The organism is Metabacillus sp. KUDC1714, from assembly GCF_014217835.1.
GTDB classification, from domain to species: domain Bacteria; phylum Bacillota; class Bacilli; order Bacillales; family Bacillaceae; genus Metabacillus; species Metabacillus rhizosphaerae.
In genome coordinates this window covers 1,829,826-1,855,879 of sequence record NZ_CP055263.1, presented here as the reverse complement: position 1 = coordinate 1,855,879, position 26,054 = coordinate 1,829,826, and the positions used below count along the sequence as shown (strand labels likewise).

Annotated in this window: 20 protein-coding genes and 1 pseudogene; 19 read left to right on the top strand and 2 right to left on the bottom strand. The window is 35.7% G+C overall.

Annotated elements, in window-relative coordinates; all coding sequences use genetic code 11:
• Nucleotides 1–67 precede the first annotated feature (67 nt).
• From yicI to HUW50_RS08755, 3 genes and pseudogenes are all read left to right on the top strand, one after another.
• Nucleotides 68–2,389 (top strand): alpha-xylosidase, encoded by a 2,322-nt coding sequence (gene yicI / locus HUW50_RS08760; protein WP_185653845.1) that lies wholly within the window; start codon nucleotides 68–70, stop codon nucleotides 2,387–2,389.
• Nucleotides 2,390–2,728: 339 nt separating this feature from the next.
• Nucleotides 2,729–2,962, top strand: a pseudogene (locus HUW50_RS27035) (beta-glucuronidase); the annotation flags it as partial.
• Between the two features lie 219 nt (nucleotides 2,963–3,181).
• Nucleotides 3,182–3,904, top strand: coding sequence for a YesL family protein (locus tag HUW50_RS08755; RefSeq protein ID WP_066338411.1), 723 nt, complete (start codon nucleotides 3,182–3,184; stop codon nucleotides 3,902–3,904).
• Nucleotides 3,905–3,997: 93 nt separating this feature from the next.
• Here the strand turns inward: HUW50_RS08755 and HUW50_RS08750 are convergent, their stop codons facing one another.
• A complete protein-coding gene (locus HUW50_RS08750; protein ID WP_185653844.1) occupies nucleotides 3,998–5,278 on the bottom strand; it encodes an MFS transporter in 1,281 nt (426 codons plus the stop codon).
• 642 nt (nucleotides 5,279–5,920) lie between these two features.
• On the opposite strand from HUW50_RS08750, the gene HUW50_RS08745 reads away from it, so the two are divergent.
• The 7 genes from HUW50_RS08745 to HUW50_RS08715 all read left to right on the top strand — a co-directional run bounded on the left by HUW50_RS08745 (nucleotide 5,921) and on the right by HUW50_RS08715 (nucleotide 13,557).
• Nucleotides 5,921–6,838, top strand: a complete 918-nt coding sequence (locus tag HUW50_RS08745) for an ABC transporter permease (RefSeq protein ID WP_066338819.1) — start codon at nucleotides 5,921–5,923, stop codon at nucleotides 6,836–6,838.
• A 12-nt stretch (nucleotides 6,839–6,850) separates the two neighbouring features.
• Entirely contained in the window at nucleotides 6,851–7,720 is an 870-nt protein-coding gene (locus HUW50_RS08740; RefSeq protein WP_066338398.1) for a carbohydrate ABC transporter permease, read from the top strand.
• 158 nt (nucleotides 7,721–7,878) lie between these two features.
• Nucleotides 7,879–9,507 carry an ABC transporter substrate-binding protein gene (locus tag HUW50_RS08735; protein ID WP_066338392.1) on the top strand — a complete coding sequence of 543 codons (1,629 nt, stop codon included), beginning with the start codon at nucleotides 7,879–7,881 and terminating at the stop codon, nucleotides 9,505–9,507.
• A gap of 142 nt (nucleotides 9,508–9,649) precedes the next feature.
• Complete coding sequence (locus HUW50_RS08730) at nucleotides 9,650–10,399, top strand: YesL family protein (RefSeq protein ID WP_066338390.1); 750 nt, start codon at nucleotides 9,650–9,652, stop codon at nucleotides 10,397–10,399.
• A gap of 314 nt (nucleotides 10,400–10,713) precedes the next feature.
• A complete protein-coding gene (locus HUW50_RS08725; protein ID WP_066338380.1) occupies nucleotides 10,714–11,508 on the top strand; it encodes a Nif3-like dinuclear metal center hexameric protein in 795 nt (264 codons plus the stop codon).
• Between the two features lie 119 nt (nucleotides 11,509–11,627).
• Nucleotides 11,628–12,734, top strand: coding sequence for a mannonate dehydratase (gene uxuA, locus HUW50_RS08720; protein WP_066338378.1), 1,107 nt, complete (start codon nucleotides 11,628–11,630; stop codon nucleotides 12,732–12,734).
• 145 nt (nucleotides 12,735–12,879) lie between these two features.
• The gene (locus tag HUW50_RS08715) at nucleotides 12,880–13,557 is read left to right on the top strand and encodes a GntR family transcriptional regulator (RefSeq protein ID WP_066338374.1); all 678 of its coding nucleotides are present in this window, start codon (nucleotides 12,880–12,882) and stop codon (nucleotides 13,555–13,557) included.
• A gap of 156 nt (nucleotides 13,558–13,713) precedes the next feature.
• On the opposite strand, the gene HUW50_RS08710 is transcribed toward HUW50_RS08715, so the two are convergent.
• Nucleotides 13,714–14,130, bottom strand: a complete 417-nt coding sequence (locus HUW50_RS08710) for a GNAT family N-acetyltransferase (protein WP_185653843.1) — start codon at nucleotides 14,128–14,130, stop codon at nucleotides 13,714–13,716.
• 299 nt (nucleotides 14,131–14,429) lie between these two features.
• Here HUW50_RS08710 and HUW50_RS08705 point away from each other — a divergent pair, with 299 nt between their 5' ends.
• The 9 genes from HUW50_RS08705 (at nucleotide 14,430) to HUW50_RS08665 (ending at nucleotide 25,988) form a co-directional block, all read left to right on the top strand.
• A complete protein-coding gene (locus HUW50_RS08705) occupies nucleotides 14,430–14,612 on the top strand; it encodes a hypothetical protein (protein WP_232329076.1) in 183 nt (60 codons plus the stop codon).
• 421 nt (nucleotides 14,613–15,033) lie between these two features.
• Nucleotides 15,034–15,327 (top strand): WXG100 family type VII secretion target, encoded by a 294-nt coding sequence (locus HUW50_RS08700; protein ID WP_066338365.1) that lies wholly within the window; start codon nucleotides 15,034–15,036, stop codon nucleotides 15,325–15,327.
• Between the two features lie 250 nt (nucleotides 15,328–15,577).
• Nucleotides 15,578–15,817 (top strand): ESX secretion system protein YukD, encoded by a 240-nt coding sequence (locus HUW50_RS08695; RefSeq protein WP_066338357.1) that lies wholly within the window; start codon nucleotides 15,578–15,580, stop codon nucleotides 15,815–15,817.
• A 14-nt stretch (nucleotides 15,818–15,831) separates the two neighbouring features.
• Nucleotides 15,832–17,151 carry a type VII secretion protein EssB gene (essB, locus tag HUW50_RS08690; RefSeq protein ID WP_066338355.1) on the top strand — a complete coding sequence of 440 codons (1,320 nt, stop codon included), beginning with the start codon at nucleotides 15,832–15,834 and terminating at the stop codon, nucleotides 17,149–17,151.
• A gap of 49 nt (nucleotides 17,152–17,200) precedes the next feature.
• Nucleotides 17,201–21,670 carry a type VII secretion protein EssC gene (gene essC / locus HUW50_RS08685; protein WP_185653842.1) on the top strand — a complete coding sequence of 1,490 codons (4,470 nt, stop codon included), beginning with the start codon at nucleotides 17,201–17,203 and terminating at the stop codon, nucleotides 21,668–21,670.
• Nucleotides 21,667–24,780: a type VII secretion protein EsaA gene (gene esaA, locus HUW50_RS08680; RefSeq protein ID WP_066338350.1), complete on the top strand. Its 3,114-nt coding sequence runs from the start codon at nucleotides 21,667–21,669 to the stop codon at nucleotides 24,778–24,780. Before essC ends, esaA begins: the two co-directional genes overlap by 4 nt.
• Nucleotides 24,770–25,276 carry a type VII secretion protein EssA gene (essA, locus tag HUW50_RS08675; protein WP_066338348.1) on the top strand — a complete coding sequence of 169 codons (507 nt, stop codon included), beginning with the start codon at nucleotides 24,770–24,772 and terminating at the stop codon, nucleotides 25,274–25,276. The genes esaA and essA overlap by 11 nt, the downstream gene beginning before the upstream one ends.
• 14 nt (nucleotides 25,277–25,290) lie before the next feature.
• A complete protein-coding gene (locus HUW50_RS08670; protein WP_083964758.1) occupies nucleotides 25,291–25,722 on the top strand; it encodes a YwqH-like family protein in 432 nt (143 codons plus the stop codon).
• Nucleotides 25,722–25,988 (top strand): YwqI/YxiC family protein, encoded by a 267-nt coding sequence (locus HUW50_RS08665; protein ID WP_066338343.1) that lies wholly within the window; start codon nucleotides 25,722–25,724, stop codon nucleotides 25,986–25,988. Before HUW50_RS08670 ends, HUW50_RS08665 begins: the two co-directional genes overlap by 1 nt.
• The last annotated feature ends 66 nt before the right edge of the window (nucleotides 25,989–26,054 follow it).

The window sequence follows — 26,054 nt, the reverse complement described above, 5'->3', positions numbered from 1 at the left end:
TAAAAAGAGGGGTTTTTTTCCGTAACATAAAGTTTTATTAGTTAAATAGGTAAAGGAGATGGAAAAAATGAAATTTAGTAATGGTAACTGGTTAAACCGTGAGGGAGTAAATATTTACAGTCCCTTTGAAGTGAATGAAGTAGAAAAAGATGATCAGTCATTAACCGTTTATGCACCTTTCATGCATATTGAAACACGTGGACATACGTTAACAGGACCGCTATTTACTATGAAGTTTTCATCACCAATGCAGGATGTAATCCGTGTCCAAATGTATCATTTCAAAGGAGAACAACACCAAGGACCAGAATTTGAACTTTTCCCCGATTCTAATTCACCTGTGAGCATTTATGATAATGAAAACGAAGCAAGTTTAACAAGTGGAGACCTGACCGTTAAGATTAATAAGCAAGAAGGATGGTCAGTGGATTTTTACAATAGTATGGGCAGGTTAACGGGTAGTGGCTCACGAGGCATGGGCTATGTAACAACCCAAGATAAGAAAACATATATGAGAGAGCAATTAGGACTAGGAGTGGGTGAATCTGTTTATGGTCTAGGTGAAAGATTTACTCCCTTTGTTAAAAATGGGCAAAGTATCGATATTTGGAATCAGGACGGTGGAACAAGTACAGAGCAAGCCTATAAAAATATACCGTTTTATTTAACGAATAGAGGTTACGGAGTTTTTGTCAATCATCCAGAAAATGTTTCGTTCGAAGTTGGTTCTGAAAAGGTATCTAAGGTCCAATTTAGTGTTAGCGGTGAATATTTAGAGTATTTTATTATTAATGGTCCTTCACCGAAAAAAGTCTTAGAGAACTTTACTTCATTAACAGGAAAACCGGCTGTGCCACCGGCATGGTCATTCGGACTGTGGTTAACGACCTCGTTCACGACAAACTATGATGAAGAAACAGTGAACCATTTTGTAGATGGAATGATCGAACGTGATATACCGCTTCATGTGTTTCATTTTGACTGTTTCTGGATGAAAGAGTATGAGTGGTGTAATTTTGAATGGGATAGACGGGTGTTCCCTGATCCTGAAGGCATGCTGAGACGCCTGAAAGAGAAAGGGCTAAAGATTTGTGTTTGGATCAACCCATATATTGCTCAAAAGTCAAAGTTGTTTGATGAAGGGAAGTCAAAAGGATATCTTTTGCAAAAAGAGAATGGAAGCGTGTGGCAGTGGGATTTGTGGCAGCCAGGTATGGGGATAGTTGATTTTACAAATCCACAAGCGTGTGAATGGTTTGCTTCCCACTTGAGAAGGTTGATCGATATGGGTGTAGATTGCTTTAAAACCGATTTCGGAGAGCGTATCCCAACAGATGTCGTTTATTACGATGGTTCTGATCCGTATAAAATGCACAATTATTATAGTTTTCTTTACAATAAAGTCGTTTTTGATGTGCTTGAAGAAAAGCTTGGTAAAGGAGAAGCTGCATTATTTGCGCGTTCAGCTACAGTAGGCGGACAGCAGTTTCCTGTACACTGGGGTGGTGATTGTGATTCAACATATGAGGCAATGGCGGAAAGCTTGCGCGGTGGTCTGTCATTAGGTCTATCTGGGTTTGGATTTTGGAGTCATGATATAGGAGGTTTTGAAAGTACTTCCTCTGCTGATTTATATAAACGCTGGGTTGCGTTTGGTTTACTTTCTAGTCATAGTCGTTTACATGGCAGCAGATCGTACAGAGTACCATGGATGTATGATGAGGAAGCAGTCGATGTGCTACGCTTCTTTACAAAACTGAAATGTCGATTAATGCCTTATTTGTTTTCCGCTGCTTGTGATGCTTCACAAAAAGGATATCCAATGATGAGGGCTATGTTACTTGAATTTCCAGATGATCCTGCATGTGAGAATCTAGATCGTCAGTACATGCTCGGTGATTCCTTATTGGTTGCACCAATTTTTCAAGAAGGCGGCCAAGTTTCCTTTTATTTACCTGAGGGAAATTGGACACATTACTTGACGGGTGAGAAGGTTGAAGGTGGGGGCTGGAGAAAGGAAGAACATGGCTATCAAAGTTTGCCTTTATACGTGCGTGCTAATAGTTTACTAGCTATAGGAGAGTTAGATGACAGACCTGACTATGAGTATGCCGAAAATGTTGAGTTGCATTTGTTTGAGTTGCAGGATGGAGGATCAGCTTCGACAACAGTTTATGATCCAAAGGGAATGCAAAAACTCACGGTTGAGGCTAAACGGGAAGGTAACGAAGTCTATATTTCAGCAAATGGAACATCTAGTAATTGGAGTGTTCTTTTGAGAGGAATCCAAGAACTTAATGCATTAGAAGGAGGAGTTGCTGAAGCTACCATGAGTGATATTCGATTGCTTCCAAATCCAAATGTAGGAGAACTTAAGATAAGGTTATAAACATTTAATCGTTCAGCAATTTAAAGGGAAGTTTATTTGAAAGTAGTGCTGTTAACTTTAAAAGAATAAGATGCTAATATAATTTCCCAAGCAATAAGCTAAAGTAGTGATGATCCGAGTACCGTAAGTAGGGGGAGTACTATGATTAGATTATTTCAAACGCATAAAGTGAGGAAAATCACAGAATTAGATGGTACTTGGGATTTTGCAAAGGTAGAAGAAATAGAAAAGAAACTACTATAAAATACACCTATAAAATGCCTGTTCCTGGTTGTTGGGAAATGCACCCAAAACTATGGTGATAAAATTCCTATAGATAACTTAATTGAACGTATTGGAAAAGGAACAGAAGAACGACAAGCAGATATTCTTGAACAGAATTTAAGGGCGTACACCTCAAAAGATTTTATTTCAGGTATGTACATTTGGCAATTTTGTGATTGTCGAGTGACTGAGGCGACGGGTTGGCTCCTTAATAGGGCTGGAACCCAGAATAGTAAAGGGATTGTGGATGTTTATAGAAGGCCTAAACTTGCTTATAATATTGCAAAACAATTTTTTGACACTGATTAACAGGAAGTAACCGATGTTATTAAATGTAAATAATTCAAAAAGAGGTGTTATTTTAGGGGTGAACCTGAGGTACCTCTTTTTTGTTTTTTAATGAACGAAAGCACAAATATGTTCATCGAGAAAAATAAAATAAAATTTAAGTAAATTTTTTGTAATAAATACTAGTTTAGTAATGGTATAATAGTTAAAAAATGAAAACGCTTAAAGGTGGGGCAGCGAATGGAAATGAACGGTTTGATGGGCGGCTTTTACAAATTATCGGTTTTAATTATGCGCTTTTCGTTAACAAATGTTCTGTGGGTTCTTTTTAATTTTCCTATTGTGTATATTTTGTTGATTCTTTTAGTTGGTGACATTTCCAACTTGCAGATGGGTTTATTGACGATTGCCATATTAGCACCATTTATTTTCTTTCCAGCTACTGCTGCAATGTATGGGGTAGTTAGAAAATGGGTGATGGGAGATGGGGATATCCCAATTTTTAAGTCCTTTTTACGCTACTATAAGGAAAATTATAAACGAAGTTTTCTTATAGGCGTTGTCTTTACTTTGTTTTGGACAAGTTGGGTATTAAACTATCTTATGTTCTTTCAGCAACAATCTGTCTTTTTTAACGTTATGTTTATGGTGATAACTGCCTTCTTCTTCACGTGGAATGCTTATTTCTTTTCTTATACTGTACACTTTGAAATGAAGTTCTTTACTTCATTAAAAAGTTCATTCATTCTTGCTATAGGTAGTCCGTTTTCTACGATTGGTGTAGCTCTTATAAATGGAGCACTCATCTTTATAAGCTTTAATTTTACATTTTTAATACCATTCTTTGTAGGCTCACTAAGTGCTTATTTTTCGTTCCTATATTTTTATAAGGTTATTCAAAAAGCAATGAAAGCACAGGAAGTGAATGAAAAAGTAACGAGCTCACCAGGCCTTGAAGGGTAATGAAATTTTAGGGTATGTTGTATAAATAAAAAGGCGCCGACTAGCCAATGACTAGCTAGCTGGCTCTCTTTTATAAATAGCTGGTGCTTCTCCTTAAAAGGATTTATGATCTACATGAGAAGCTAAATCTGTTTTCGGTTCGGGAACACGAACAAGTATGAGAAGACCAACTATAAATAAAAGAATAAGACTGAACACTCCACTATTTGAATCCCCAGTAAGCTGTGCTGTTACTCCTACTAATAGCGGTCCCATTATTGACGCAAATTTCCCAAAGATGTTATAAAATCCAAAAAACTCATTAGCTTTTTCCTTTGGTACAAGTTTTGCGAAGTATGACCGACTTAAGGCTTGAATCCCTCCTTGTGAGGTTGCAACAAGCATTGCCAAAATCCAGAAGTCTAATGTGGTTTTTAAAAAGTAAGCATAGATGCAAACAATCATATAAATGATAATTCCAACATACAGCATTTTCTTTCCGGTAAACCTCTCAGACAATCTTCCATAAAGAATCGCAAATGGAGCGGCAACAACCTGAGTTACGAACAAAATAATAAGCAAATTTGTTGAGCTTATACCTAAGTCAGTACCATATGCTGTGGACATTGTAATAATCGTGCCTACACCATCGATATAAAAGAAATAAGCAATCAGGAACAGAAATAATGCTCGATATTTACGGATTTCCCTTAAGGTTTTTCCTAGACGTTTAAAGCTATTTACAACTGGGTTCGATTCTCGTTTGATGTAATATCGTTGTTGAACATTTTTAAACAGAGGGATGGTAAAAACTGCCCACCATAAAGCCGTAATTATAAAGGCAATTTTACTTGCTATTGTAGTAGAAATAGGAATTATCTCGCTTTGTGCTAAAATGATGATCGCGATACTAATAACAAATGGAATGGTACTGCCGATATAGCCAAAGCTAAATCCGTGTGCCGAAATACGGTTCATTCGTTCCTCTGTTGTAACGTCTACTAAAAATGCATCATAAAATACATTTGCACCAGCAGATCCAACTGCAGCAACGGTATAACAAATAAGCAAGAGTAGCCACTGGTCACTTGGGATAAAGGCTAGTATTCCCGTAAAAATGACCCCTAAAGAAAAGAAAAAACTGAAAAAGCGCTTCTTAAACCCCTGATAATCAGCTATTGTGCCTAGAATTGGTCCGAGCATTGCTAAAATAAATGTCGCAATCGCAATTGTGTAACCCAAATAAGCTGTGGAGTTAGCAGGGCTAATTCCAGCATTTGTCGCTGCTGCTTTGTAAAATAAAGGAAAAACAGCAGTAGAAATAATAATGGAATAAGCGGAGCTTGCCCAATCATAGAATATCCAACTATTTTCCTCTTTCGAAAAACGTTTCATAAATGTGGCCTCCCTAGTAAACGGTCCCTTTTATTTTACAAGAAAAATAGTTTGTTATAGTAAGCGCTGGGAAAATTTAATATGTAATTTACATTATTAACAATTTATCAGGATTATGCTTGTCTGCTGATATGCAGAGACTATTTAGTATGAATATGAATGATATAAAACCTGATTTAAATATCGTGATACTTACTTGTAAAGTTACAGCTAATGTAGTGTCTGATTGTTTATTAAATAAATTAAGTTAAGATTTATTTTCGAAAAAACAAAATAACGTATTGAATATAAAGAAAATTTAGTTTACAATGAATTTAACTACCATACTAGTATGTCTAATGTGTAACAGAGTATGAAATAAGACTGACTTTACACCGATAGTAGTCTACGTCTATGCGGAATAAACTACCATACTAGTATTCTAATATGTATACGATTTCTAGCAGAAAGACTCGAAAAAACACATACGTAGGACACCTTTATCTCAATTCTGTAAGCGCTTTATAGTTAAAGTGGAGGAGCTTATCCAGATCAGTATTTAGTAAAACAAAGGCTACATATTCAGATTTATAAAGTGAGTGGGGGGTTAATATGGGGGAAGTTAAGGTCGAAAAGATGGGTAAGGTTAATGTATTGAAGGATATGAAAAAAAGTAAATTTGCCATTATTGGAGTATCTCTAAAAAAGGATTGGCAGCTTTACTCTTTATTGATTTTACCGATTATTTACTTATTGATTTTTAAATATGGTCCAATGATTGGTAATGTAATTGCATTCAGAAGATTTATGCCTGGGGGCAATATTTATGGGGAGGAATGGGTTGGATTACATTATTTTAAAATGTTTATCAATGATCCAACCTTTTGGAATGTTTTTACGAATACCCTCCTTATTGGTGGGCTAACATTATTGTTTTGTTTCCCAATGCCGATTATTTTTGCCTTGTTATTAAATGAAGTGAAGGGTAAAAAGTTTAAGAAATTTGTCCAAACAGCTTCTTATTTGCCTCACTTTCTATCTATTGTAATTGTTGCAGGAATGATTCTACAATTAACGGCTGTAAATGGTTCAATTAATAACATTGTAGAATTCTTTACCGGTGAGAAAATTAACTTTATTCAACAAGCAGAATGGTTTAGAACGATTTATATTACCTCAGAAATTTGGCAAGGTATGGGCTGGGGAGCGATTTTATATTTGGCAGCGCTAACAACAATTGATGATTCATTATATGAAGCAGCCAAAATTGATGGAGCAAATCGCTGGAAGCAGACACTCCATATTACAATTCCAGGTATCCTACCGACAATTATTACGTTATTAATCTTAAATATTGGTAGTTTTATGGCTGTAGGCTTTGAAAAAATATTACTTTTATATAATCCATTAAACTATGAAACGTCAGATGTTATTTCTACTTATTTATATCGTGTTGGACTTGAATCAAGTAATTTCAGTTATGCGACAGCGATTGGATTGTTCGAATCTCTAATCGGATTGGTGTTAGTATTATCGGCTAACGGTATTTCAAGAAAATTAACAGAAAGAAGCTTGTGGTAGAGGGGGAAGACCATGAAGGAATCTGTACAATATAAGATTTTTAAAGTGTTTAACGCGTTTATCTTATTAGTCATTGTTTTCTGTACACTATATCCATTTTTAAATGTTATCGCTCAGTCCTTTAGTAGTGAAGCTTTTATTAATGCAGGTCAAGTAAGTTTATTACCAAAGGGCTTTAATATCGAGACATATAAAACAGTAACTCAGGACAAGATGTTTTGGATCAATTACAAAAACACGGTTGTCTACACAGTTGTAGGAACTGCTATATCAATGTTTTTAACAATAATATTTGCGTATGCATTATCCAAGAGGAGATTGGCCGGACGTAGATTTTTTACAGTTTTTGCTGTATTCACGATGTTTTTTAACGGTGGATTAATCCCTAACTATGTATTAATTAATAGTATTGGATTTGATAATACAATGTGGGCAATTGTTATTCCTGGAGCCATTAGTATCTATAATATGTTAATCATGAAATCCTTCTTTGAAAATATGCCTGAAGAGCTAGAAGAAGCAGCATCAATTGATGGGTTAAATACTTATGGTATTCTCCTGAGGATTGTATTACCTCTCAGCAAGGCGGTTGTTGCAACGATGATTCTTTTTTATGCAGTAGGGCATTGGAATTCTTGGTTTCCAGCTTTCTTATACTTGGATCAAAAAGAGTTATTTCCAGTCACCATCTACCTTAGAAATTTAATCGCTGGTGTTACTGGAGGACAATCAGCTGGAGCGACTTCAGCCGATAACTTAACTCAAATATCAGCAAACATTAAGTCAGTTACAATGGTACTTACCATTTTACCGATTTTAACAATTTATCCTTTCGTTCAAAAGTATTTCGTATCAGGTGTAATGCTTGGATCTGTTAAGTGAAGACTCCATGAAAAGCAACAATCATGATGAGAAAAAGCATAGGTAATAAAGGGGTAATTATTTTAGGTAGATAAGCGTTATGTTGAGTGTCGAAAAACTAGGGTGGAAAAGGCTCAAACGCTTTCTTATAGAAACTGAATCAAAAGGGAGGAATAGAAATGAAAAGTGGTCGTAAAAGGTTAAAGTCAATATTTTGTTTAATAGCTTTGTTTGTACTAGTGATTGCTGGCTGTTCTAATAAAGAGTCTACAGGTACAGCAAACGAAAATACTAAAAAGGGTGCTATGGAATCATACGGTGTAGGTGATACATTTAAGGCTAGTGAAGAATTTGAATTACCAATCTTATATAGCGATCAACCAACCTATCCTTATAAAGAAAATTGGCTATTGTGGGAAAAGATCAAAGAAATGACGAATGTTTCGCTAAAACCTACAATTGTACCAATGAGCGATTACACGCAAAAACGTAGCTTGTTAATTAGTTCAGGTGATGCACCATTAATTATTCCTAAAACATATCCTGGTGAAGAGTCAGCTTTTGTTTCTTCTGGAACGATTTTGCCAATCAGTGATTACATTGATAAAATGCCACATTTCAAAGATAAAATAGAAAAATGGCAACTAGAAGATGAATTAGAAGGTTTACGTCAAAATGATGGTAAATTCTATCTGCTTCCTGGTTTACATGAGGAGGTATGGCCAGACTATACCCTAATAATAAGAACAGATATTTTTGAAAAGCACAATATTGCTATTCCAACTACTTGGGATGAATTATATGTAGCAATGAAAAAATTAAAAGAATTATATCCAGATGTTACACCATTCTCTGATCGCTTCCTATTTGATAGTACGCTTAATATAGCGGCTACTGGCTTTGGTACTAAAGCAGGCTGGGGATATGGAAATGGATTAACATATGATGAATCAGCAGATGAATTTATCTATTCTGCAACAACTAACGAATATAAAGAATTACTAACTTACTTTAATAAATTAGTATCAGAAGGACTACTCGATAAAGAAAGCTTTACACAGGAAGATGATCAAGCGATCCAAAAATTTGTTACTGGCAAATCCTTTATTATTAATGGAAACTCACAAACAGTTATCTTACACCGTAACGATATGGATAAAACGCTTGGTAAAGATAACTACTCAATTTCTAAAATTACCGTTCCAGGCGGTCCAGCAGGTCAGCTTATGTCGGGTTCTAGATTAGAAAATGGTGTTATGATCTCTTCTAAAGCAAAGGAAAGTGAAAATTTCGATGCCATCCTCCAATTTATTGATTGGCTTTATTATAGTGACGAAGGCCAGGAATTTGCTAAATGGGGTGTTGAAGGAACAACATTTACTAAAACAGATGGTGTTAGAAAATTAGTAGATGATGTAAATTATAATGGGCTTAATCCAGCTGGCACAAAGGATTTACGAACTGAGTTTGGTTTCTCTGGAGGAGTATTTGCCTATGGTGGAACAACAGATCTTCTACAATCAATGATGAGTGAGGAGGAGATTAAATTCCAGGATGATATGGCAAAGGTTAAAACAACAATTCCGGCAGAACCACCGATTCCATTCTCAATGGAAGATAGAGAAAAGGTAACATTACTAAATACGCCATTAAAAGACTACTCAGTTCAAAATACACTAAAGTTTATCATTGGAGATCGTGATTTAAAAGAGTTCGATGCATTTGTGAAAGAATTAGAAGGCCAAGGACTGCAACAATATCTTGACCTTGCTAATAAAACATACAAGGAATATAAAGAGTCTAAGTAGTTGAATAATCTAGTAGGTTGCCTTTTCACATGAAAGGGCAACCAACTTTATTAAATTGGAGGAAAATTGAAAGGGAAAATAACTTATTATACATAAACCGTAGTAAAATATATGTAAAATGAGAAAAAGATGGTGAATAATCATGGAAGAAAAGAAAGAGTTTGGTCAAGGAATCTTATACATAATTACAAACTATATCTATTGGTTGCTTTTAACAAATATTTATTTTGTCGTAACGAATAGCTTATTTATCTTTTTCTTTATGACATTAAAACCGTCATTTTCTAACATTCTACTATACTTTTTGGCATTACTACCAACAGGCCCAGCAATTGCAGCTATGTGTTACTCAATGGAGAAGCTTGTAAGAACGAAAGAAATATCACCAACACGTGATTTTTTCTATGGCTACAAAAAGAATATTAAAGATACTTTTTCTGTGTGGTTGCCAATACTCGTCGTTTACTTCATTTTATTTGTAGATTTACAATATCTCCGCCAGTCTACATCTGATACAAGTCAAATAATATCCATTGTGATTTTCATTCTGACGCTACTATGGACGATGTTAAGCTTAAACATTCTTACGATTAATGCCAGGTATAAATTTAGAATAAGGGATGTTTGGAAATTGTCAGTATACTATAGCTTTACGAAATTTAAACAAACATTCGGTAATTTTTTGATTTTATTTATCGTGGCATTTGTCACAACCGTAACAACGGATTTTTTAATTGTTTTTACTTCTAGTATTATTGCTTACCTCATGATGCTAAATATGAAAGAGATGCTGGCAGATCTTGAATTAAAATTTTTAAAGACAAGTACTGAAAATTCAATTGAAAAGAGTATGAATAAAAGCGCAAGCGCCTTGAACAGCCTCGGGCAATAAGATGATTTAGAATAGAAGGCGTTTTTTGCCTTCAATTCTAAATTAGCTGTAGACCCAAGAGGGGCTAGGCTCTGGAGCTGGATGTCATGCGCTTATCCATAGTTTTAGAATTTTATAATTTCTTAAACGATTAAAAATGGAAGAAATCCACTAGGGAGGCTAGTTAGTTGATTGATTTTAATCCTCACTGGTAATCCCAATTATAGGTTGGGAGAATCAATACTACCATACTAGTATAGTTATGAATTCAGTATAAGGTCCTTTGTGAAAGTAGATATCAAGAAAAGCTAATCTTTTCCTGTTGGGGAGTTGAAATGATGATAACGATCCAGGATGTAATAACTAAATTAACAAAACCAGTTGATAAGTTGGAAATAAGTGTTGATAAGCTGGTGTTTGGAGATCCGTATACAGAAGTTAAAGGTATTGTAGTCGCATTTGTAGCATCCCACTACGTAATTCAGCGTGCAATAGACATGGGAGCAAACCTTATCATAACTCATGAAGGTACATTCTACAGTCACCATGACAGAATTGAGCATCTAGAACATGATTCAGTGTATCGTAATAAGAGGGAAATGATTGATGAATCAGGTATTGCAATTTATCGATTTCATGACTATTGGCATAAGTATCAACCCGATGGAATTATGGTGGGGTTAATACAAGGATTAGGTTGGACTCACTATGTTGAAGAGAATAATGCAACATCAACTTTACTGACTATATCTAATATGACGGTTAAGGAGATTGCTGATTATGTAAAAAGAAAGCTTTCTATTCCTTTTGTACGTGTTATTGGAGACACCTCAATGCCATGCACTAGAATTGGATTATTAGCAGGATATCGAGGTGGAGGGGATATAGCTATACCGCTATTTGAACAGGGTGATCTTGATTTAATTATTTACGGCGAGGGTCCCGAATGGGAGACACCTGAATACGTTCGGGACGCCATTTATCAAGGGAGAAATAAGGCGTTAATTAATATAGGGCATGCTGCTAGTGAGGAACCAGGAATGGAGTATCTTGCAGAACTAACAAAGGCATTTTTCCCAGGCATTCCTGTTCACTTTATTTCCGAGGAAAATTCCTTTCAATTTCTCTAATGGCATTAATACAATAATGATAAACTCTCGACTTTTTAAAATAACCTTAATATAGAAATTTTAAATCTAACAAATTATAGCTTAATCTAACTAATACACAAAAGATGGAGGTTATATAGATGAAAATCACATTTCGATGGTTTGGCAATCAAGATGATAGTGTTACGTTAGACCAAATCAGGCAAATTCCTGGTATGGATGGGATTGTGGGAGGACTTCATGATATTCCTGCTGGGGAAGTGTGGCCACTTGATCAAATTTTAGCATTAAAGAAAGAGATTGAAGAGAAAGGTTTAAATCTTGAAGTGATTGAGAGTGTTAATGTACATGAAGATATAAAATTAGGGCTTCCTACACGTGATCTTTATATTAACAATTATCAGAAAACAATTCGAAATTTAGCACAAGCTGGAATAAAGGTTATTTGTTATAACTTTATGCCGATATTCGACTGGACAAGATCAGAGCTTGCGAAGGAATTACCAGATGGATCTACAGCATTAGCGTATGAAAAAGCCAAAGTAGAAGAGGTAGATCCTGCTGTTTTAATAAAAATGATTGAAAGCTCATCAAATGGTTTTTCTATGCCAGGTTGGGAACCAGAACGTGTTAGTAAAATTAAGCGGGCATTTGAATTATATAGAGATGTAACAGAAGAGGACTTATTTGAGCATCTGCAATATTTTTTGGAGAAAATTATTCCAGTTGCAAAAGAGTGTGACGTGAGAATGGCTATCCATCCTGATGACCCGCCTTGGTCTATTTTTGGCTTACCAAAAATTGTGATAAATAAAGAAAACTTAGAAAGAATTGTGAAACTAGTTGATAGTCCATACAATGGATTAACTTTGTGTTCAGGTTCATTAGGTGCAAACCCAAACAATGATATTCCAGATATAATGAGACACTTTTCAGCAATGGGGCGAATTCCATTTGCTCATATTCGTAACGTGAAAATCTATGAAAATGGTGACTTTACAGAAAGTTCTCATCGTAGTAGTGACGGTTCCTTGGATATATATGAGATAGTAAAAGCATTACATGATACAGGATACACAGGTTATATACGACCTGATCATGGGCGAATGATCTGGGATGAACAGGCTCGTCCTGGCTATGGCTTGTATGATCGTGCACTTGGAATAATGTACATTTTGGGCATTTGGGACAGTTTAGAAAAAGTAAAACAGTCAAATGGAATTGTTGGCAGTCAATCTCTATCTTAAACTAGTAAATTAGCTGTGTGAAATAACAAGAGTGCATCAGGTTGCTTTTTGTCAAAACATGATGCACTCTTGTTGGATCTAAGTATAAAGGAAAAGAGTTAGTATTTACTAGTATTGAAAAACAGGAATGAAGGGGGAGTTCGTCATGTATACCGACTATAAAACACAAGCAACATCGACACGTGAACAGGTTTATCAAGAATTGAAATCACAAATCTTAAGTTTGCAGCTTGTTCCTGGTACCAACATTTCAGAAAAGGAAATGTCACTTGAATACAATGTTAGCCGTACACCGATAAGAGAAAGCTTTCTCCGCCTTTCACAAGAAGGACTGCTTGATGTTTATCCACAAAGAGGTACATTTGTTTCGTTAATTGATTTAAACCTTGCTGAAGAAGCAAGATTTATGCGGGAGCATCTTGAAAGAGCTGTTATTCAATTAGCTTGCAGGGATTTCTCAAAAGATAATTTATTGGCACTTGAAATGAACTTAAGCATGCAAAAGGTGTGTATTGAACAAAAGGATTATCGAAAAATGTTTGAATTAGATGAAGAATATCACCAAACGATTTTTTCAGGCTGTAATAAAAGAAATACGTGGTTAATTATTCAGCAAATGAATGTTCATTTTAATAGAAGTCGGATGCTAAGATTAGCTACTGATTTTAATTGGGATACAATTTTTGCACAACATGAAGAAATAGTAGTTGCAATAAAAGAAAAAAAGCCAGAACTTGCTGATGAGCTAATGCAAGAACACTTACTTCAAGCAGTGATTGACAAAGAGTTTTTGAGGAAAAATTATCCAATGTATTTTAAATAGGTTAACTCTGTGTGCAAACAACTGCCTAAGCTAAGAAATGAAAGCTTTATATTTCCTTATATGAAAAAAGCGGTAGAAAACAGGATTGACAGGAACTTGAAAATGACTGCCGCTCCCCATTAGAATGTTAATTAATGTAGTTCCTTTACTATATCTTCAAAAATCCAATTCCATCACAATTGAAAGATCCTGAAATCCAAGCTGTTCATATAAACGTTTTGCTGGATTACCTGTATAAACATTTAGGATAATCTTTTGAAAGCCTTGATACTTTAAGTGTTCAAGGGCCTGTTTCATTAATTGTTTTCCTAAACCAGATTTTCTAAACTCGGGTAAAACATAAAGAGAAGTGATGCTGCCTGTTTTGTACATATTTATAGGGTTGAAGTCAGGTCCTAGTAATACCCACCCGGCAATCCTATTATTTTCTAAGGCAACAAGGTAATAGGAACCGCTGTTTAATAAGGGAATAAATATGTTAAAGCCACTTTGAACATCGATTTGAACCAAACCCATCGTACTTTCATTCATAACCTCTATTGTCATTTGTAGAAGTGTATTTGTCTCTGTCAAGTTAGCCTTCCTAATCAACATTTAAGACACCTCGATCCTTTATCCCATTCTTAAAGGGTAGTGAGACCCCCACTGTATGAAAATCAACTATTATCAAAGACATTTGAACATAAAAATAGTGTATGATCAAATGGTGAATAGGTGTGTGTCTATGAGTTGAAAAAAGTGATTCTGACTATAATTTAGAAATAAGGGTTAAAATGACCATAATAGGAAGAGTTGTTGTTTAGCTACAACAATATGTGGGAATATAAGAAGTTTTATATATGATATACTTACGTAAGAAGGGAAGTGTCTGGTTGAAAAACTCAAACAATCTGTTCAATGATGGAGAAGTGGTAAAGGTTCAGAAAACAGGAGAGCTAGTTACAATTTCAAAATCACAATATGTAAAACATATGAAAAAGTACTCATATAAAGTGATTGAACATCCAAGCACCTTTTATTTTGAGGAAGAGCTTCAAAAGTCACAAGAAGATTAAGGTAAATAAGTAATAACTAGGTAAAAGTATGTTTAGAAAAAGAGATCACCTCGTTGAAGGGGTGGTCTTTTTGTTGTTCGTGATTAAAGTCCTACTTTGAAATATTCCTACTTATTTTATAAGTGCTTATTACTCAAAACTGAGGATAATTTTTTATGAACATAATACTGTAGACATTTTTGTATTATAGGGATAAAGATCTCTTTTTGTGGCTAATTTAGATTTTTTCTGTATTTATTTGGGAAGATATGTTATTGGTATATTATAGGAAAAACCTGGTGTTTGGAGAGCGTAGGTAAAAAGTACGTTAATATGAACACCATGTTTAAGAAATTAAGTTTAATAGAAAAATCATAAACAGGGTACTCACAATTAACATAGATGAATACCAAATAAAACCAATATTAGGGAGAGATTTTAAATGTCTGGAATTATTCGCGTTACCCCAGCTGAACTAGTTAGTATGTCAAACCGTTATTCAAGTGAAAGCAGCCAAGTAGGAGAGCAAGTTTCTCGTCTTGATACAATGATTAGAGAATTAGAAGGAATGTGGGAAGGTGAATCAAGCAGAGCATTCAGCGATCAATACCAAACGTTAAGACCATCTTTCATCCAAATGCAACAGTTGCTTGATGACATTTCTACTCAATTGAACAGCACAGCTAAAGCACTTGAGGATGCTGATCAACAAATTGCAAGTCAAATTAGAGGATAATCTACATACAAAACCTCTATGGCATTTTGTTTTAATGTCATCATGAAGGAAAGAAGCGGAGTATTGCAGAAAGCCATATTAGGGTGAAATAGGCTGCCCAATCTTTTTTAGAAGTAAGCTAGTCTAATAGCTTGCTAATTTGGAATGCATGCAAACTTCTTCGTCCCCTTACCTTCTTACAGTCAGTTAAGAGATAAAGGAGCGCTCTTTTTATAAAAAATTGCGCTCCTTCCCTATGAGGTGAATACATATGTACATAGAAATCACGATTGATTTAAAAAATTATCAAGGGGATAGCTTTGATTTACGACTATCAAACTATCACTCAGTTAAAAAAATGATTGACATCGTCTGGCAGGCAAAGCAATTGCACGCGCAACCTAAAGAAGGATCCTGGGTAAGGGTCATTAATAAACATAAAGTTGTCCAGGGTAATAAACGCCTTCTCGATGCTGGCATTACAACTGGAGACAGAATTGAAATATTATGAAGGAGATAATGGGAATGTCATCACAAAACGATATCTCATACTTACAAGAAAAACTAGAAGCTGTTATTAAACAGGATGAACAATCAATAGCTTTCACGTTTCAAATAGAAAAAATAAAATTAGATGATCCTACCGAAATTTCTTTTTTAAAGGAGATAAACCCAAAAATTAAAAAAGAAATTACAATGATGGATGATGAATTATCCATTCTTCATACAATCCCTAACACTTACACTTTTCTTCCTCGTTTGGATCAAGTAGATGTGAGAGATCAGCTAAGGATTGCGTATAAAGTTGTTCAAAAGGCTGAAATCCATTCCTTATCAAGAATTCATTTGCTTGTATGTCCAGAAAACATTGTCCTTGATCAAGGGCTTAATCCATATTTTCTTCATTTTGGGGTGAAAGAAAGTCTTCCACCGTATGAAAAAAATTCTGATCAATTATTGAAAGAAGTAAAGGCGACAGTCGCAGCAATTGTTGACAAACAGTATTCCTTTGAACAATATGTCCACTATTTTGATACATTGAAGCTTTCTGATTTCACAAAGAAAGTAAGGACTGCGCAAAGCTTTAATGAGTTAATAAGTATCATTGAAGAGCGAATTCAACATGAGAATGTTGAAAAAGAACTTCTGATGACAGTTAACAAAAAGACATGGAAAATAAATCGTTATGTACTGTATGGTGTATCCCTATGCTTAATCCCAGCATTAGTTTATTCAATATATTCTTTATTTTTTCTTCAGCCGAAACAGACAAGCTTTATTCATGCACAGGAAAAGTTTTTAAATAATGAATATAGTGAAGTTGTCACAGCTTTACAGCCATATGAATTTAAGGAAATGCCGAAAGTCACTCAATACGAACTCTCTATGTCATATATCATTAATGAATCATTGACAGAGGAACAAAAAGAAGTCATTAGAAATACTGTATCTTTACAGTCAGATCCCCTTTATTTTGAATATTGGATCCTAATAGGACGTGGAAATGCTGAAGAAGCACTCGATATAGCAAGGTATCTTGAAGATCGATCATTGATTTTATATGGACTTGTGAAATACAAGGAACAAGTAAAATCAAATGATGATTTAGATAGAGAAGAGAGACAGCAACTATTAGCTGATATCGAAAGCGAAATAACAGAATACCAAGATGAAATAAAACAAGAGGAAGAAGAAGAACAGGCTACCTCGGAAGAAACACAAGAAGAAGCCCAAGATGAAACTGCGGAACAAACGAGCTCATCAACTGAGGCGAAAACTCAACAAGTAGATGAAAAAGCAGTCGCTCCTTCTAATGACACAACAACTAATCAAGTGAAAAAATAAAAAAGCGGAAGTGCCTTTTAAATTGAACAATTATAGGTGGTGACAACACATGTCTGTTTTATGGGTTTTTTATCGTGAATCCTATCAACAGGTGACATTCAAATCCAGTCCTAAACAAGAGTTAACAATCGGGTGTGATTGGAATCATTCGATAACTCTTCCAAAGCTGCCTTCTTCCCCAAAGCCAATAAGGGTGAAATATCGCGAGGATTCCTTTTGGCTTTTCCAAGATGAGGATCATGTGCAACAGATCGAACAAAACAAACTGTATCCAACTCGTTTTGGGGAAGAAGATCTTTCTATAATGATTACAGCAGCTCCATTACTAACAAACTCGTATTATATTGGGCACTTGGATGAAGTGACCTTTTCAACAACTAGGCAGGATGCCACTATTTTTATGGCTTCTGTATCTACTTTTGAACAAGACTCATTTACGCTTTACAAAAAGAATAATGCCTGGGAAATAAAAGTAGAGGAAAGTCAGTCCCTGTTCAAAAATGGTCAGCTAATCAATCAAGCATCACAGCTGGAGGTTGGTGATCAACTGCTTTGGCCTCTTATGACCATTACCCTTTTAGAGGATGATTTAATTCAGATTGATAGCTTACAAGATTTTGAAACGATTTTATTAGAGACGGTTCAGCCCCAATCAGAAATGCAGAAAAAATATCCAGTGTATCGACGTACACCAAGGATGGTTTATGATCTGCCTGATGAAAAGGTTCAGTTTTCCTTTCCTTCTCAAGATTCAGAAAGCTCTAACCGAAGTTTATGGCTTATTATTATGCCACCGCTTATTATGCTAATTGTTATGGGACTTGTGGCGATTCTTGTTCCTAGAGGAATTTTTATTATCGTCTCATTAGTTATGTTTATGACAACTTTGGTAACCTCTACTGTTCAATACTTCAAGGATCGAGGGAATCAAAAGAAATCAAAGGAACGTCGTAAACGTATTTATAATCAATATTTAGATGCAAAAAGACAAGAACTGCAAAATCTTGCTGATAAACAAAAGGATGTTCTAACGTTTCACTATCCCTCCTTTGAGAGAATGAAGTATTTAACAGAGCAGATTTCTGACAGGCTTTGGGAAAGAACACCTGAAAGCCCTGATTTTCTGCAATTTCGTCTTGGTGTTGGAACTGTTTCAGCTAGCTATACGATCTCATCGTCACAATCAGATATGTCCAATAGAGAGATGGATGAATTATTAGAGGAATCACAAATGCTTGAAAGAGCTTATAAATATTTGAAAAACCTGCCAATAACAGCGAATCTTTCAGAGGGAGCCATTGGGTTAATTGGGAAAGATGCTGTATTGAAAAATGAATTGCACCAGCTGATTGGACAGCTAACCTTTTTCCATAGTTATCATGATTTGCGCTTTGTTTTTATTTTTGATGAAACAGAATACAAGGAATGGGAATGGATGAAGTGGCTACCACATTTCCAATTGCCAAATTCCTTTGCAAAGGGATTTATTTATAACGAAAAAACTAGGGATCAATTGCTTTACTCGCTTTATGAAATGGTTAGAGAACGTGATCAAGAGGAAGAAAAAGAGAAAATCCGTTTTACCCCACATTATGTTTTTGTGATTACAAATCATCAACTTATCTCCGATCATGTAATCTTAGAATATTTAGAAGGGGATCATAGGCATCTTGGTATTTCAGTTATCTTTGCTGCAGAAGCAAAGGAAAGCTTATCAGATAACATTCATACCCTTGTGCGATATATCAATGACGGGCAAGGAGATATTCTAATCCAACAAAAAAAAGCGGTGCGAATTCCGTTTGATTTGGATGTACATAAAAGGGATAGTAACGAGAATTATGCTCGTATGCTAAGAACTCTTGACCACCAAATTGGCATGACAAATTCAATTCCAACCGCAGTGTCATTTCTTGAAATGATGAATGTAAAGAGCGTTGATCAGCTTCCAATAAAACAAAACTGGCTTACAAGGGAATCGGCAAAATCTTTAGCTGTGCCAATTGGTTTAAAAGGAAAAGAAGAAACAGTTGAACTGAACTTACATGAAAAGGCTCATGGTCCACATGGCTTATTAGCGGGAACGACAGGTTCGGGGAAAAGTGAATTTTTACAAACTTATATCCTATCGCTAGCTGTACATTTCCATCCACATGAAGTTGCCTTTCTATTAATTGATTATAAAGGTGGAGGCATGGCACAACCTTTTAAAAATATGCCACATCTTTTAGGCACAATCACCAATATCGAAGGAAGTAAAAATTTCAGCTTACGAGCCTTAGCTTCGATCAAGAGTGAATTAAAAAGACGTCAACGCTTATTTGATCACTATCATGTTTCACATATTAATGACTATACAAAGCTATTTAAACAAGGAAAGGCAGATAAGCCACTTCCACATTTATTCCTTATTTCAGATGAATTCGCTGAGCTTAAGACAGAAGAACCAGATTTTATTCGAGAATTAGTCAGTGCAGCACGTATTGGACGAAGCCTCGGTGTTCATCTCATACTTGCTACCCAAAAGCCTGGTGGTATCATCGATAATCAAATTTGGAGTAATGCTCGTTTTCGTGTTGCTTTGAAGGTGCAAAATACTGAGGATAGCCGTGAGATTTTAAAAAATGGTGATGCTGCATCAATTACAGAAACAGGTCGAGGGTATTTACAGGTTGGGAACAATGAGGTGTATGAGCTTTTCCAATCAGCATGGAGTGGTGCTCCGTATCATGAGGAAGAAACATATGACCTCGAGGATGAAGTTGCGATTGTAACAGACCTTGGGTTAATTCCTTTATCTGAAGTATCCGCAAGTGAGCAGAAGTCAAAAGACGCAGTGAGTGAGATTAATGAGATTGTCGATAGAATTGAACAGCTTCAACAAGATATGGAGATTGAGAGGCTTTCAAGTCCATGGCTACCACCACTTCCTAGTCGTCTCTATCGTGAAGATGGAAATCAGGATGAGAAAACGAACATCCTATTTGCAATGATTGATGAACCGGAAAAACAAAGTCAATCAGCATACACGTATGACGTTATCGAGGATGGTAATATTGGAATCTTTGGTTCATCTGGTTATGGTAAAACACATACAATTACAACATTGTTATTAGGAATTGCTAAGGCATTTACTCCTAAAGAAGTTCACTATTATTTAATGGACTTTGGTAATGGTGGGCTATTACCACTTAAGCAGCTCCCACACACAGCTGATTATTTTTTACTTGATCAAGAACGAAAAATCGAGAAATTCATGAGGATTTTAAGAGATGAAATTGCGAGACGGAAACAACTTTTCCAACAGCAAGAGGTAAGCTCGATTAAGATGTATAACATCTTAAGTGATGAGCCGTTACCTTTATTGTTTCTTGTGATTGATAATTTCGATCTTGTGAAAGAAGAAATGCTTGATCTTGAACAGCAGTTAAACCAATTTGCTCGTGATGGCGGGTCGTTAGGTATTTACATGATTCTAACAGCAACTCGGATCAATTCAGTACGACAAGCATTGATGAATAACTTAAAAACGAAAATTGTCCATTATTTAATGGATCAGTCAGAGGCATACACGATGTTAGGCAGACTGCCATTTTCACCTGAGGCAATGCCAGGAAGAGCCATTGTGAAAAAAGATACAGCCTTCTTTGCCCAAGTCTTACTCCCAACAGATGGTAAGGATGACTTTGAGCAAATGACGAATTTAAAGGAAGAAGTACAGAGTATTAAGGAAGCATATAAAACGGTTAAGAAGCCAGACCCCGTGCCAATGCTACCTACAGAGCTTACGATTGTCAATTTTTCTTCTTATACAGAATATAAGGCTGGCCTGTTACCAATTGGCCTTGATGAGGAGAGTGTGACTCCTGTCTATGTCAACCTCTTAAAGACAAAGCATTGTATTGTACTAGGGCAGGCTCAAAAAGGAAAAACAAATTCCTTAAAGGTAATGATTCATACAGCACTTGATCAGAAAATTGAACATATAGCTTTATTTGATTCAATTGATCGAGGCTTGTCTTCGTTTATCGGTGATGAGAAATTAGTGTATCTTGAAGGAAAAGACCATGTAACCTCATGGTTAGATAAGTTGGAGAAAATATTTATCGAAAGAGAAGAAACGTATCATCTACAAATCCAGAGTGGAAACCAATTACCTCAATTTTCACCAGTATTGTTTGTTGTAGATGGATATTCACGCTTCCTTCAAAGTGTTGACAATCTGACACAGGACCGAATTGTTCGATATATGAAAAGCTATAGTCATCTTGGCTTTAATATGGTGGTCTCTGGTAGCAACAATGAATTAACAAAAGGATATGATCCTTTAACAATAGAAATTAAACAAATTAGACAAGCGGTTATTTTAATGAAAAAATCTGAGCAAACATTATTTACTCTTACTTACGATCGTAAGGAATCAGAGATTCAACCAGGCTTCGGCTATTATGTTGAAAATGGAAAAGAGCAAAGTATTCAGATACCGCTTGTAAATGTTGAAAGGAAGGTACATGTATGACGGAAAAAGCAAGCATATTCAAGCTGATACTAGTCATCATATTAATTGTCATTACACCCCTTCTTTTCTTCCGTACAATCGGTGATAATCCTTTAAAGGTGGTTAAAACGGAAAATGCAACAAAATCCATTGCCATTATTAATGAGGATATCGGAACACAAGAAGCGGATGAAAAGATTCAGTTCGGTCAGGATGTTGCGTCAATTCTGGCGGAGAGTTCAAACTTTGAATGGACGGTTGTAGGTAGAAGTGCAGGTGAAAGTGGCCTGCGTAATTTAAAATACGATGCAATTGTTTATATGCCCTCAGATTTCTCAGAAAATATTATGACGTATGATGAGGCAAACCCTGTAAAAACAAATTTTCAGTATAAAGTGCAAAGTCAGCTAAATGCAGTTAATAAAGAAAAAGTGTTAGTAGAGCTTGAAAAAGCAACAAAAAGAGTAAATCAAAAAATTTCATCTCTTTACTGGAATTATGTTTCAGCAGACATGGAGCATATCCGCCAGGAGTTTGATGAAATTCTCCAAAAGGAAGTAGCGTTTCAAGAAACAATGACAGCATTCTATAAGCCAAGCTCAAAAAACCTTGCTGGACAAATAGATGAACAGAAAGCAATGCTCACAAGCTTGCAGTCTTCTATTCAGCAGATTGGTGAAAGAACTCCGGAGCAACAAGCAACAATGGAAGGCTATGAGCAAAATTTGGCAACCTTTGTTGAATATGTGGAGCAATATAAGGAGTATCAAGCGAAACAACAAATTCTCTTAGCTGAAATTCAAGCAAATTCAATCCAGTCTGTTAACCAAGCAACTGTAGATCAACAGCCTTTGTTTATCAAATCTACAAGTCTATTTGAAGATGAAGGCAATACGTTTATCGAAAGTATGTCAAAGCTTGATAGCCGAATGGAAAACACAGAGCAAGTCTTCGGGAAACTTGAGGAACAAAGATATAGTCAGGTCGGAAGACAAATTAGTGAGTTTTACAAGCTTCAAGAAAAAATTCTTGAGTTTTATCAGCAGTTAAAGGACTCAACTTTGCTAAATGATGTTGAGGGCCAGCTTGCTACTTTAAGTGATCAGCTTAGTGTTGGTGAGGAGCCTACAGAACCTGAAGAACCAGCTGAGGACGAAAAAGATAGTCCAGGTAAATCTGATGGAAAAGATCAACAATTAGTTACCTTGAACACAGAGGAAAATGGTAATGGCTCAGGTAATCATGACGAAAATCATGGTGAAGACACCACAGACCAAGAGGAACCTGAAATGCCTCTTGAGCCAGAAAAACCTGAACAGCCAAACGGTCCTAAAGTACCTGTTGTCGATTTCGAAAGTGAGATGGCGGAGTTAACCTCTATTTCAGAGGAGCTTACAAAGATAAAGACTGAACTTACTAATCTGGTTGATCCAAAACCGGAAGAGATGGAGACCTCGTTATCAGGCTTGGGTGTTATCAATGATCGTATCCTAGCTTTAAAAACAGCACTTGATACGAAAGAAACAGATAAAAACCCATTAGAGGATGATTTAAAAGCACTTCAGGATTCATTCAATGAATTACTAGGTGTTAAAAATACATTAGATGAAACAATTGCTAATAAAAATAGTCAAATTCAGCAACTAGAAGATGATAACAAACAACTAATAGAAGATAATCTCCAGTTGGAAACAGATATTGATAATTTGGAGGAAATAAAAAGTCAGCTTGAATCAGAGCTAACTTTATACAAAGACTATGAATCTAATATCAAAGAAGAAATTGAGAAAAAGGAACAATCAATCCTTGCATCTAAAGCACTTTCTGAAACAAGAAAAGAGCATGTAAATGAAATCTTTTCTAAGGATATAAAAAGTAAAGATCTTCTTCAGATGATGTTTTACTTCTCATATTTAGATCGCTATGAGGCGACATTAAACAGCATGCTTGCAGAAAACACTGCGATAGTAGCCGTTCTTGGTAATGAAGAATTGCAGCAAGAAGCAAATAAAATTGCCGCGATCACAAGCGAAGAACAATCTAGTTGGGATCAATTAGGTAAGGATATGCCGACAAACCAAGATGCGTTAAACACGCTAGAAGACGGCTTTACCGTATTTATGGCTGAATATCGTCAAACAGTCGATGAGCAACAAGCTAAGTTAGTCGAAAGCCTTGATGGAATTCTTCAGGAAGCAACAACGGTATTAGATCAAATTAAACAACCAGACCAAATGCTTACGGTTGTAGAACCGACAACAACTGTTGAAGGCCAGGAAATGGTTTCAGGAACAGAAAGAATTAGTGAGCAAATGGAATCAATTCATACTTGGATGGATTCTGTGGGTGAAAGTCAAAGCAGCATCATAGAATATACAGGAGAGCTTCAAGTACAAGTAAGTGATGTTCAAGTAGACGCAGATAAATTAAACGATAAATGGGCTTCAAATGTTTCGTCAACAGAGCTAATTCGAGATGACGTCTTCAGTGTTCTCGGTAATACATTTGTTGATGGTCAATCAAATGGCTATGTTTATGATTTCTTAACAAACCCGCTTAAGATTAGTGGTGATATTCCAGAAGAAACTGAAAGTACGACTGTGAAAAATATTCCACCAGTAGTTGTATTATTTATCGTTCTTGTATGCAGCTTACTTATCGGGTATACAAGTTATTATTTTCAACAGCCTCCGTTGTGGCTTCAGGGAATTCTATTTGTCTTATTAACTCTCATTGTTGGATTTGTCATTAGTTTATTTGGCTTAGACATCTACCCATTGCGAGAGGAAAGCGCGGTTGAATGGACTGTATTTACGATCCTTCTTCTTGCGGCAGGTTCAGCCCTAGTAAGAGTTGCATTTACTGTTCATCACTTAGTTGGACTGTTCGTCACGGTAGGTTTGGTGATCTTTTATGTAACACCATTGCTAGCATTAACAACACCGAACTTTAGTTTTTCAGATCCAATGTCCAATGTATACATGTCAATTCAATATGGGACAGATTCATTATTTACACAGGCTGTTATGATCCTTGCCTTGATATTAGCAGGGCTTGGAATGCTGCAATATTTCATTGGAAAAGCAAGAATGAGTCCAGATGAGAAGGGGTCAGAAACCCATGCAATGTAAGCAAGTCTCACTTGTTTCGCTTATTCTGCTAATCATGACAACTTTTCAGCTATTGCTTGCAGGAGTTGTGCACGCAGATACCACGGAGATTGATGAGCTTGTTCCAAATGATTATCAAAAGAACCAATTCAAAAAAAATAATGAGTTGCTCCATGATGATTCATTATCAGACCAACGTTTAAACATACCTGAAGAATTAAAAGGTTTGAACTTTCAAAGAGAAAAGATATCCCAAGAAGATATCATAAAATCGACGTTATTTTTAAGTGAGTCAAGTGATAACAATACGATTAAAGCAAAAGCATTAGAAATGGAGCTATTTACAGAGGCAGATTCATCAATGATAAATAGTATGGAAGAGGATACACCATCCTCTTCCAATCTTTCATTAACCATTTTAATTTGGGCAATGGTTGGCATATGTAGTTTGTTATTAATTGTAGTATTGGTTGTTTGGAGTAAATCCGCTAATAAAGCAAAAATCTCTTCAAAATAGGTTGAGAGGTGAAGATGATGAGTTTATCAAATGTATTGTTTTCCATTCAAAGGTCGATCTCTTCGCAATCGAATGATCTTGATGAAAAAATTGATCGTTTGACACAAGCGAAAAGTGATATAAGTCGAGAGCAAGATCTTCTTCTCCAAGAAATAAAGAAAATAAAGCAACCAGATTTAGGCAGGGAATGGACAGGGAATAGAGCTGACAATTTTGATCATGAGCGCGAGGATGCCTATTCTGTTATGCAAAAGATCGGGCAAACTGATTACTCTAGCTATCAGAGATTAATCGAAGGTAAGATCAATATGTTAGAGATGGAACGAACTGTATTAAATGTAACAAGAGCCCTTGCCTATGAAGCAGGTCAATTAGTTGATAAGGGTGAAGATGCTGTAGATGAGCTTGCAGATCGAATTAGCGATTTGAAAAGGCGGTTATTTTAATGGTCACGATTAAACTAAATTATGAAGCCGTTATAAAAGAATTAAATGAAGTTAAGTCAGCATTAGCCAATGTAACGATTGAACCACCACAATCTAGTAATCTAGGGAAAAACCGCTTGGATTTTACTACTTATTGGCTTGAACGCGAAGCAAGAATCCATCAGCTCATAAGTGAGTATGTTGAGGTTGTTGAGAAAAACATAGAAGATACAAAAGCAAATGTACGTTCATTAAAAGAGCAGGATGAAGCAATTACAAGAAATTAAGTGATGCTTTTGTTGTTTTGTTGTATTGGTACAAAAAGCTATTACTTCGGGAGTTAAGGGATCGTT

What these genes read in the sequence shown, in the direction of transcription:
- yicI (WP_185653845.1), top strand. Translation starts at nt 68, where the DNA reads ATGAAATTTAGTAATGGTAACTGGTTAAACCGTGAGGGAGTAAATATT.
- HUW50_RS08755 (WP_066338411.1), top strand. Translation starts at nt 3,182, where the DNA reads ATGGAAATGAACGGTTTGATGGGCGGCTTTTACAAATTATCGGTTTTA.
- HUW50_RS08750 (WP_185653844.1), bottom strand. Translation starts at nt 5,278, where the DNA reads ATGAAACGTTTTTCGAAAGAGGAAAATAGTTGGATATTCTATGATTGG.
- HUW50_RS08745 (WP_066338819.1), top strand. Translation starts at nt 5,921, where the DNA reads ATGAAAAAAAGTAAATTTGCCATTATTGGAGTATCTCTAAAAAAGGAT.
- HUW50_RS08740 (WP_066338398.1), top strand. Translation starts at nt 6,851, where the DNA reads ATGAAGGAATCTGTACAATATAAGATTTTTAAAGTGTTTAACGCGTTT.
- HUW50_RS08735 (WP_066338392.1), top strand. Translation starts at nt 7,879, where the DNA reads ATGAAAAGTGGTCGTAAAAGGTTAAAGTCAATATTTTGTTTAATAGCT.
- HUW50_RS08730 (WP_066338390.1), top strand. Translation starts at nt 9,650, where the DNA reads ATGGAAGAAAAGAAAGAGTTTGGTCAAGGAATCTTATACATAATTACA.
- HUW50_RS08725 (WP_066338380.1), top strand. Translation starts at nt 10,714, where the DNA reads ATGATGATAACGATCCAGGATGTAATAACTAAATTAACAAAACCAGTT.
- uxuA (WP_066338378.1), top strand. Translation starts at nt 11,628, where the DNA reads ATGAAAATCACATTTCGATGGTTTGGCAATCAAGATGATAGTGTTACG.
- HUW50_RS08715 (WP_066338374.1), top strand. Translation starts at nt 12,880, where the DNA reads ATGTATACCGACTATAAAACACAAGCAACATCGACACGTGAACAGGTT.
- HUW50_RS08700 (WP_066338365.1), top strand. Translation starts at nt 15,034, where the DNA reads ATGTCTGGAATTATTCGCGTTACCCCAGCTGAACTAGTTAGTATGTCA.
- HUW50_RS08695 (WP_066338357.1), top strand. Translation starts at nt 15,578, where the DNA reads ATGTACATAGAAATCACGATTGATTTAAAAAATTATCAAGGGGATAGC.
- essB (WP_066338355.1), top strand. Translation starts at nt 15,832, where the DNA reads ATGTCATCACAAAACGATATCTCATACTTACAAGAAAAACTAGAAGCT.
- essC (WP_185653842.1), top strand. Translation starts at nt 17,201, where the DNA reads ATGTCTGTTTTATGGGTTTTTTATCGTGAATCCTATCAACAGGTGACA.
- esaA (WP_066338350.1), top strand. Translation starts at nt 21,667, where the DNA reads ATGACGGAAAAAGCAAGCATATTCAAGCTGATACTAGTCATCATATTA.
- essA (WP_066338348.1), top strand. Translation starts at nt 24,770, where the DNA reads ATGCAATGTAAGCAAGTCTCACTTGTTTCGCTTATTCTGCTAATCATG.
- HUW50_RS08670 (WP_083964758.1), top strand. Translation starts at nt 25,291, where the DNA reads ATGATGAGTTTATCAAATGTATTGTTTTCCATTCAAAGGTCGATCTCT.
- HUW50_RS08665 (WP_066338343.1), top strand. Translation starts at nt 25,722, where the DNA reads ATGGTCACGATTAAACTAAATTATGAAGCCGTTATAAAAGAATTAAAT.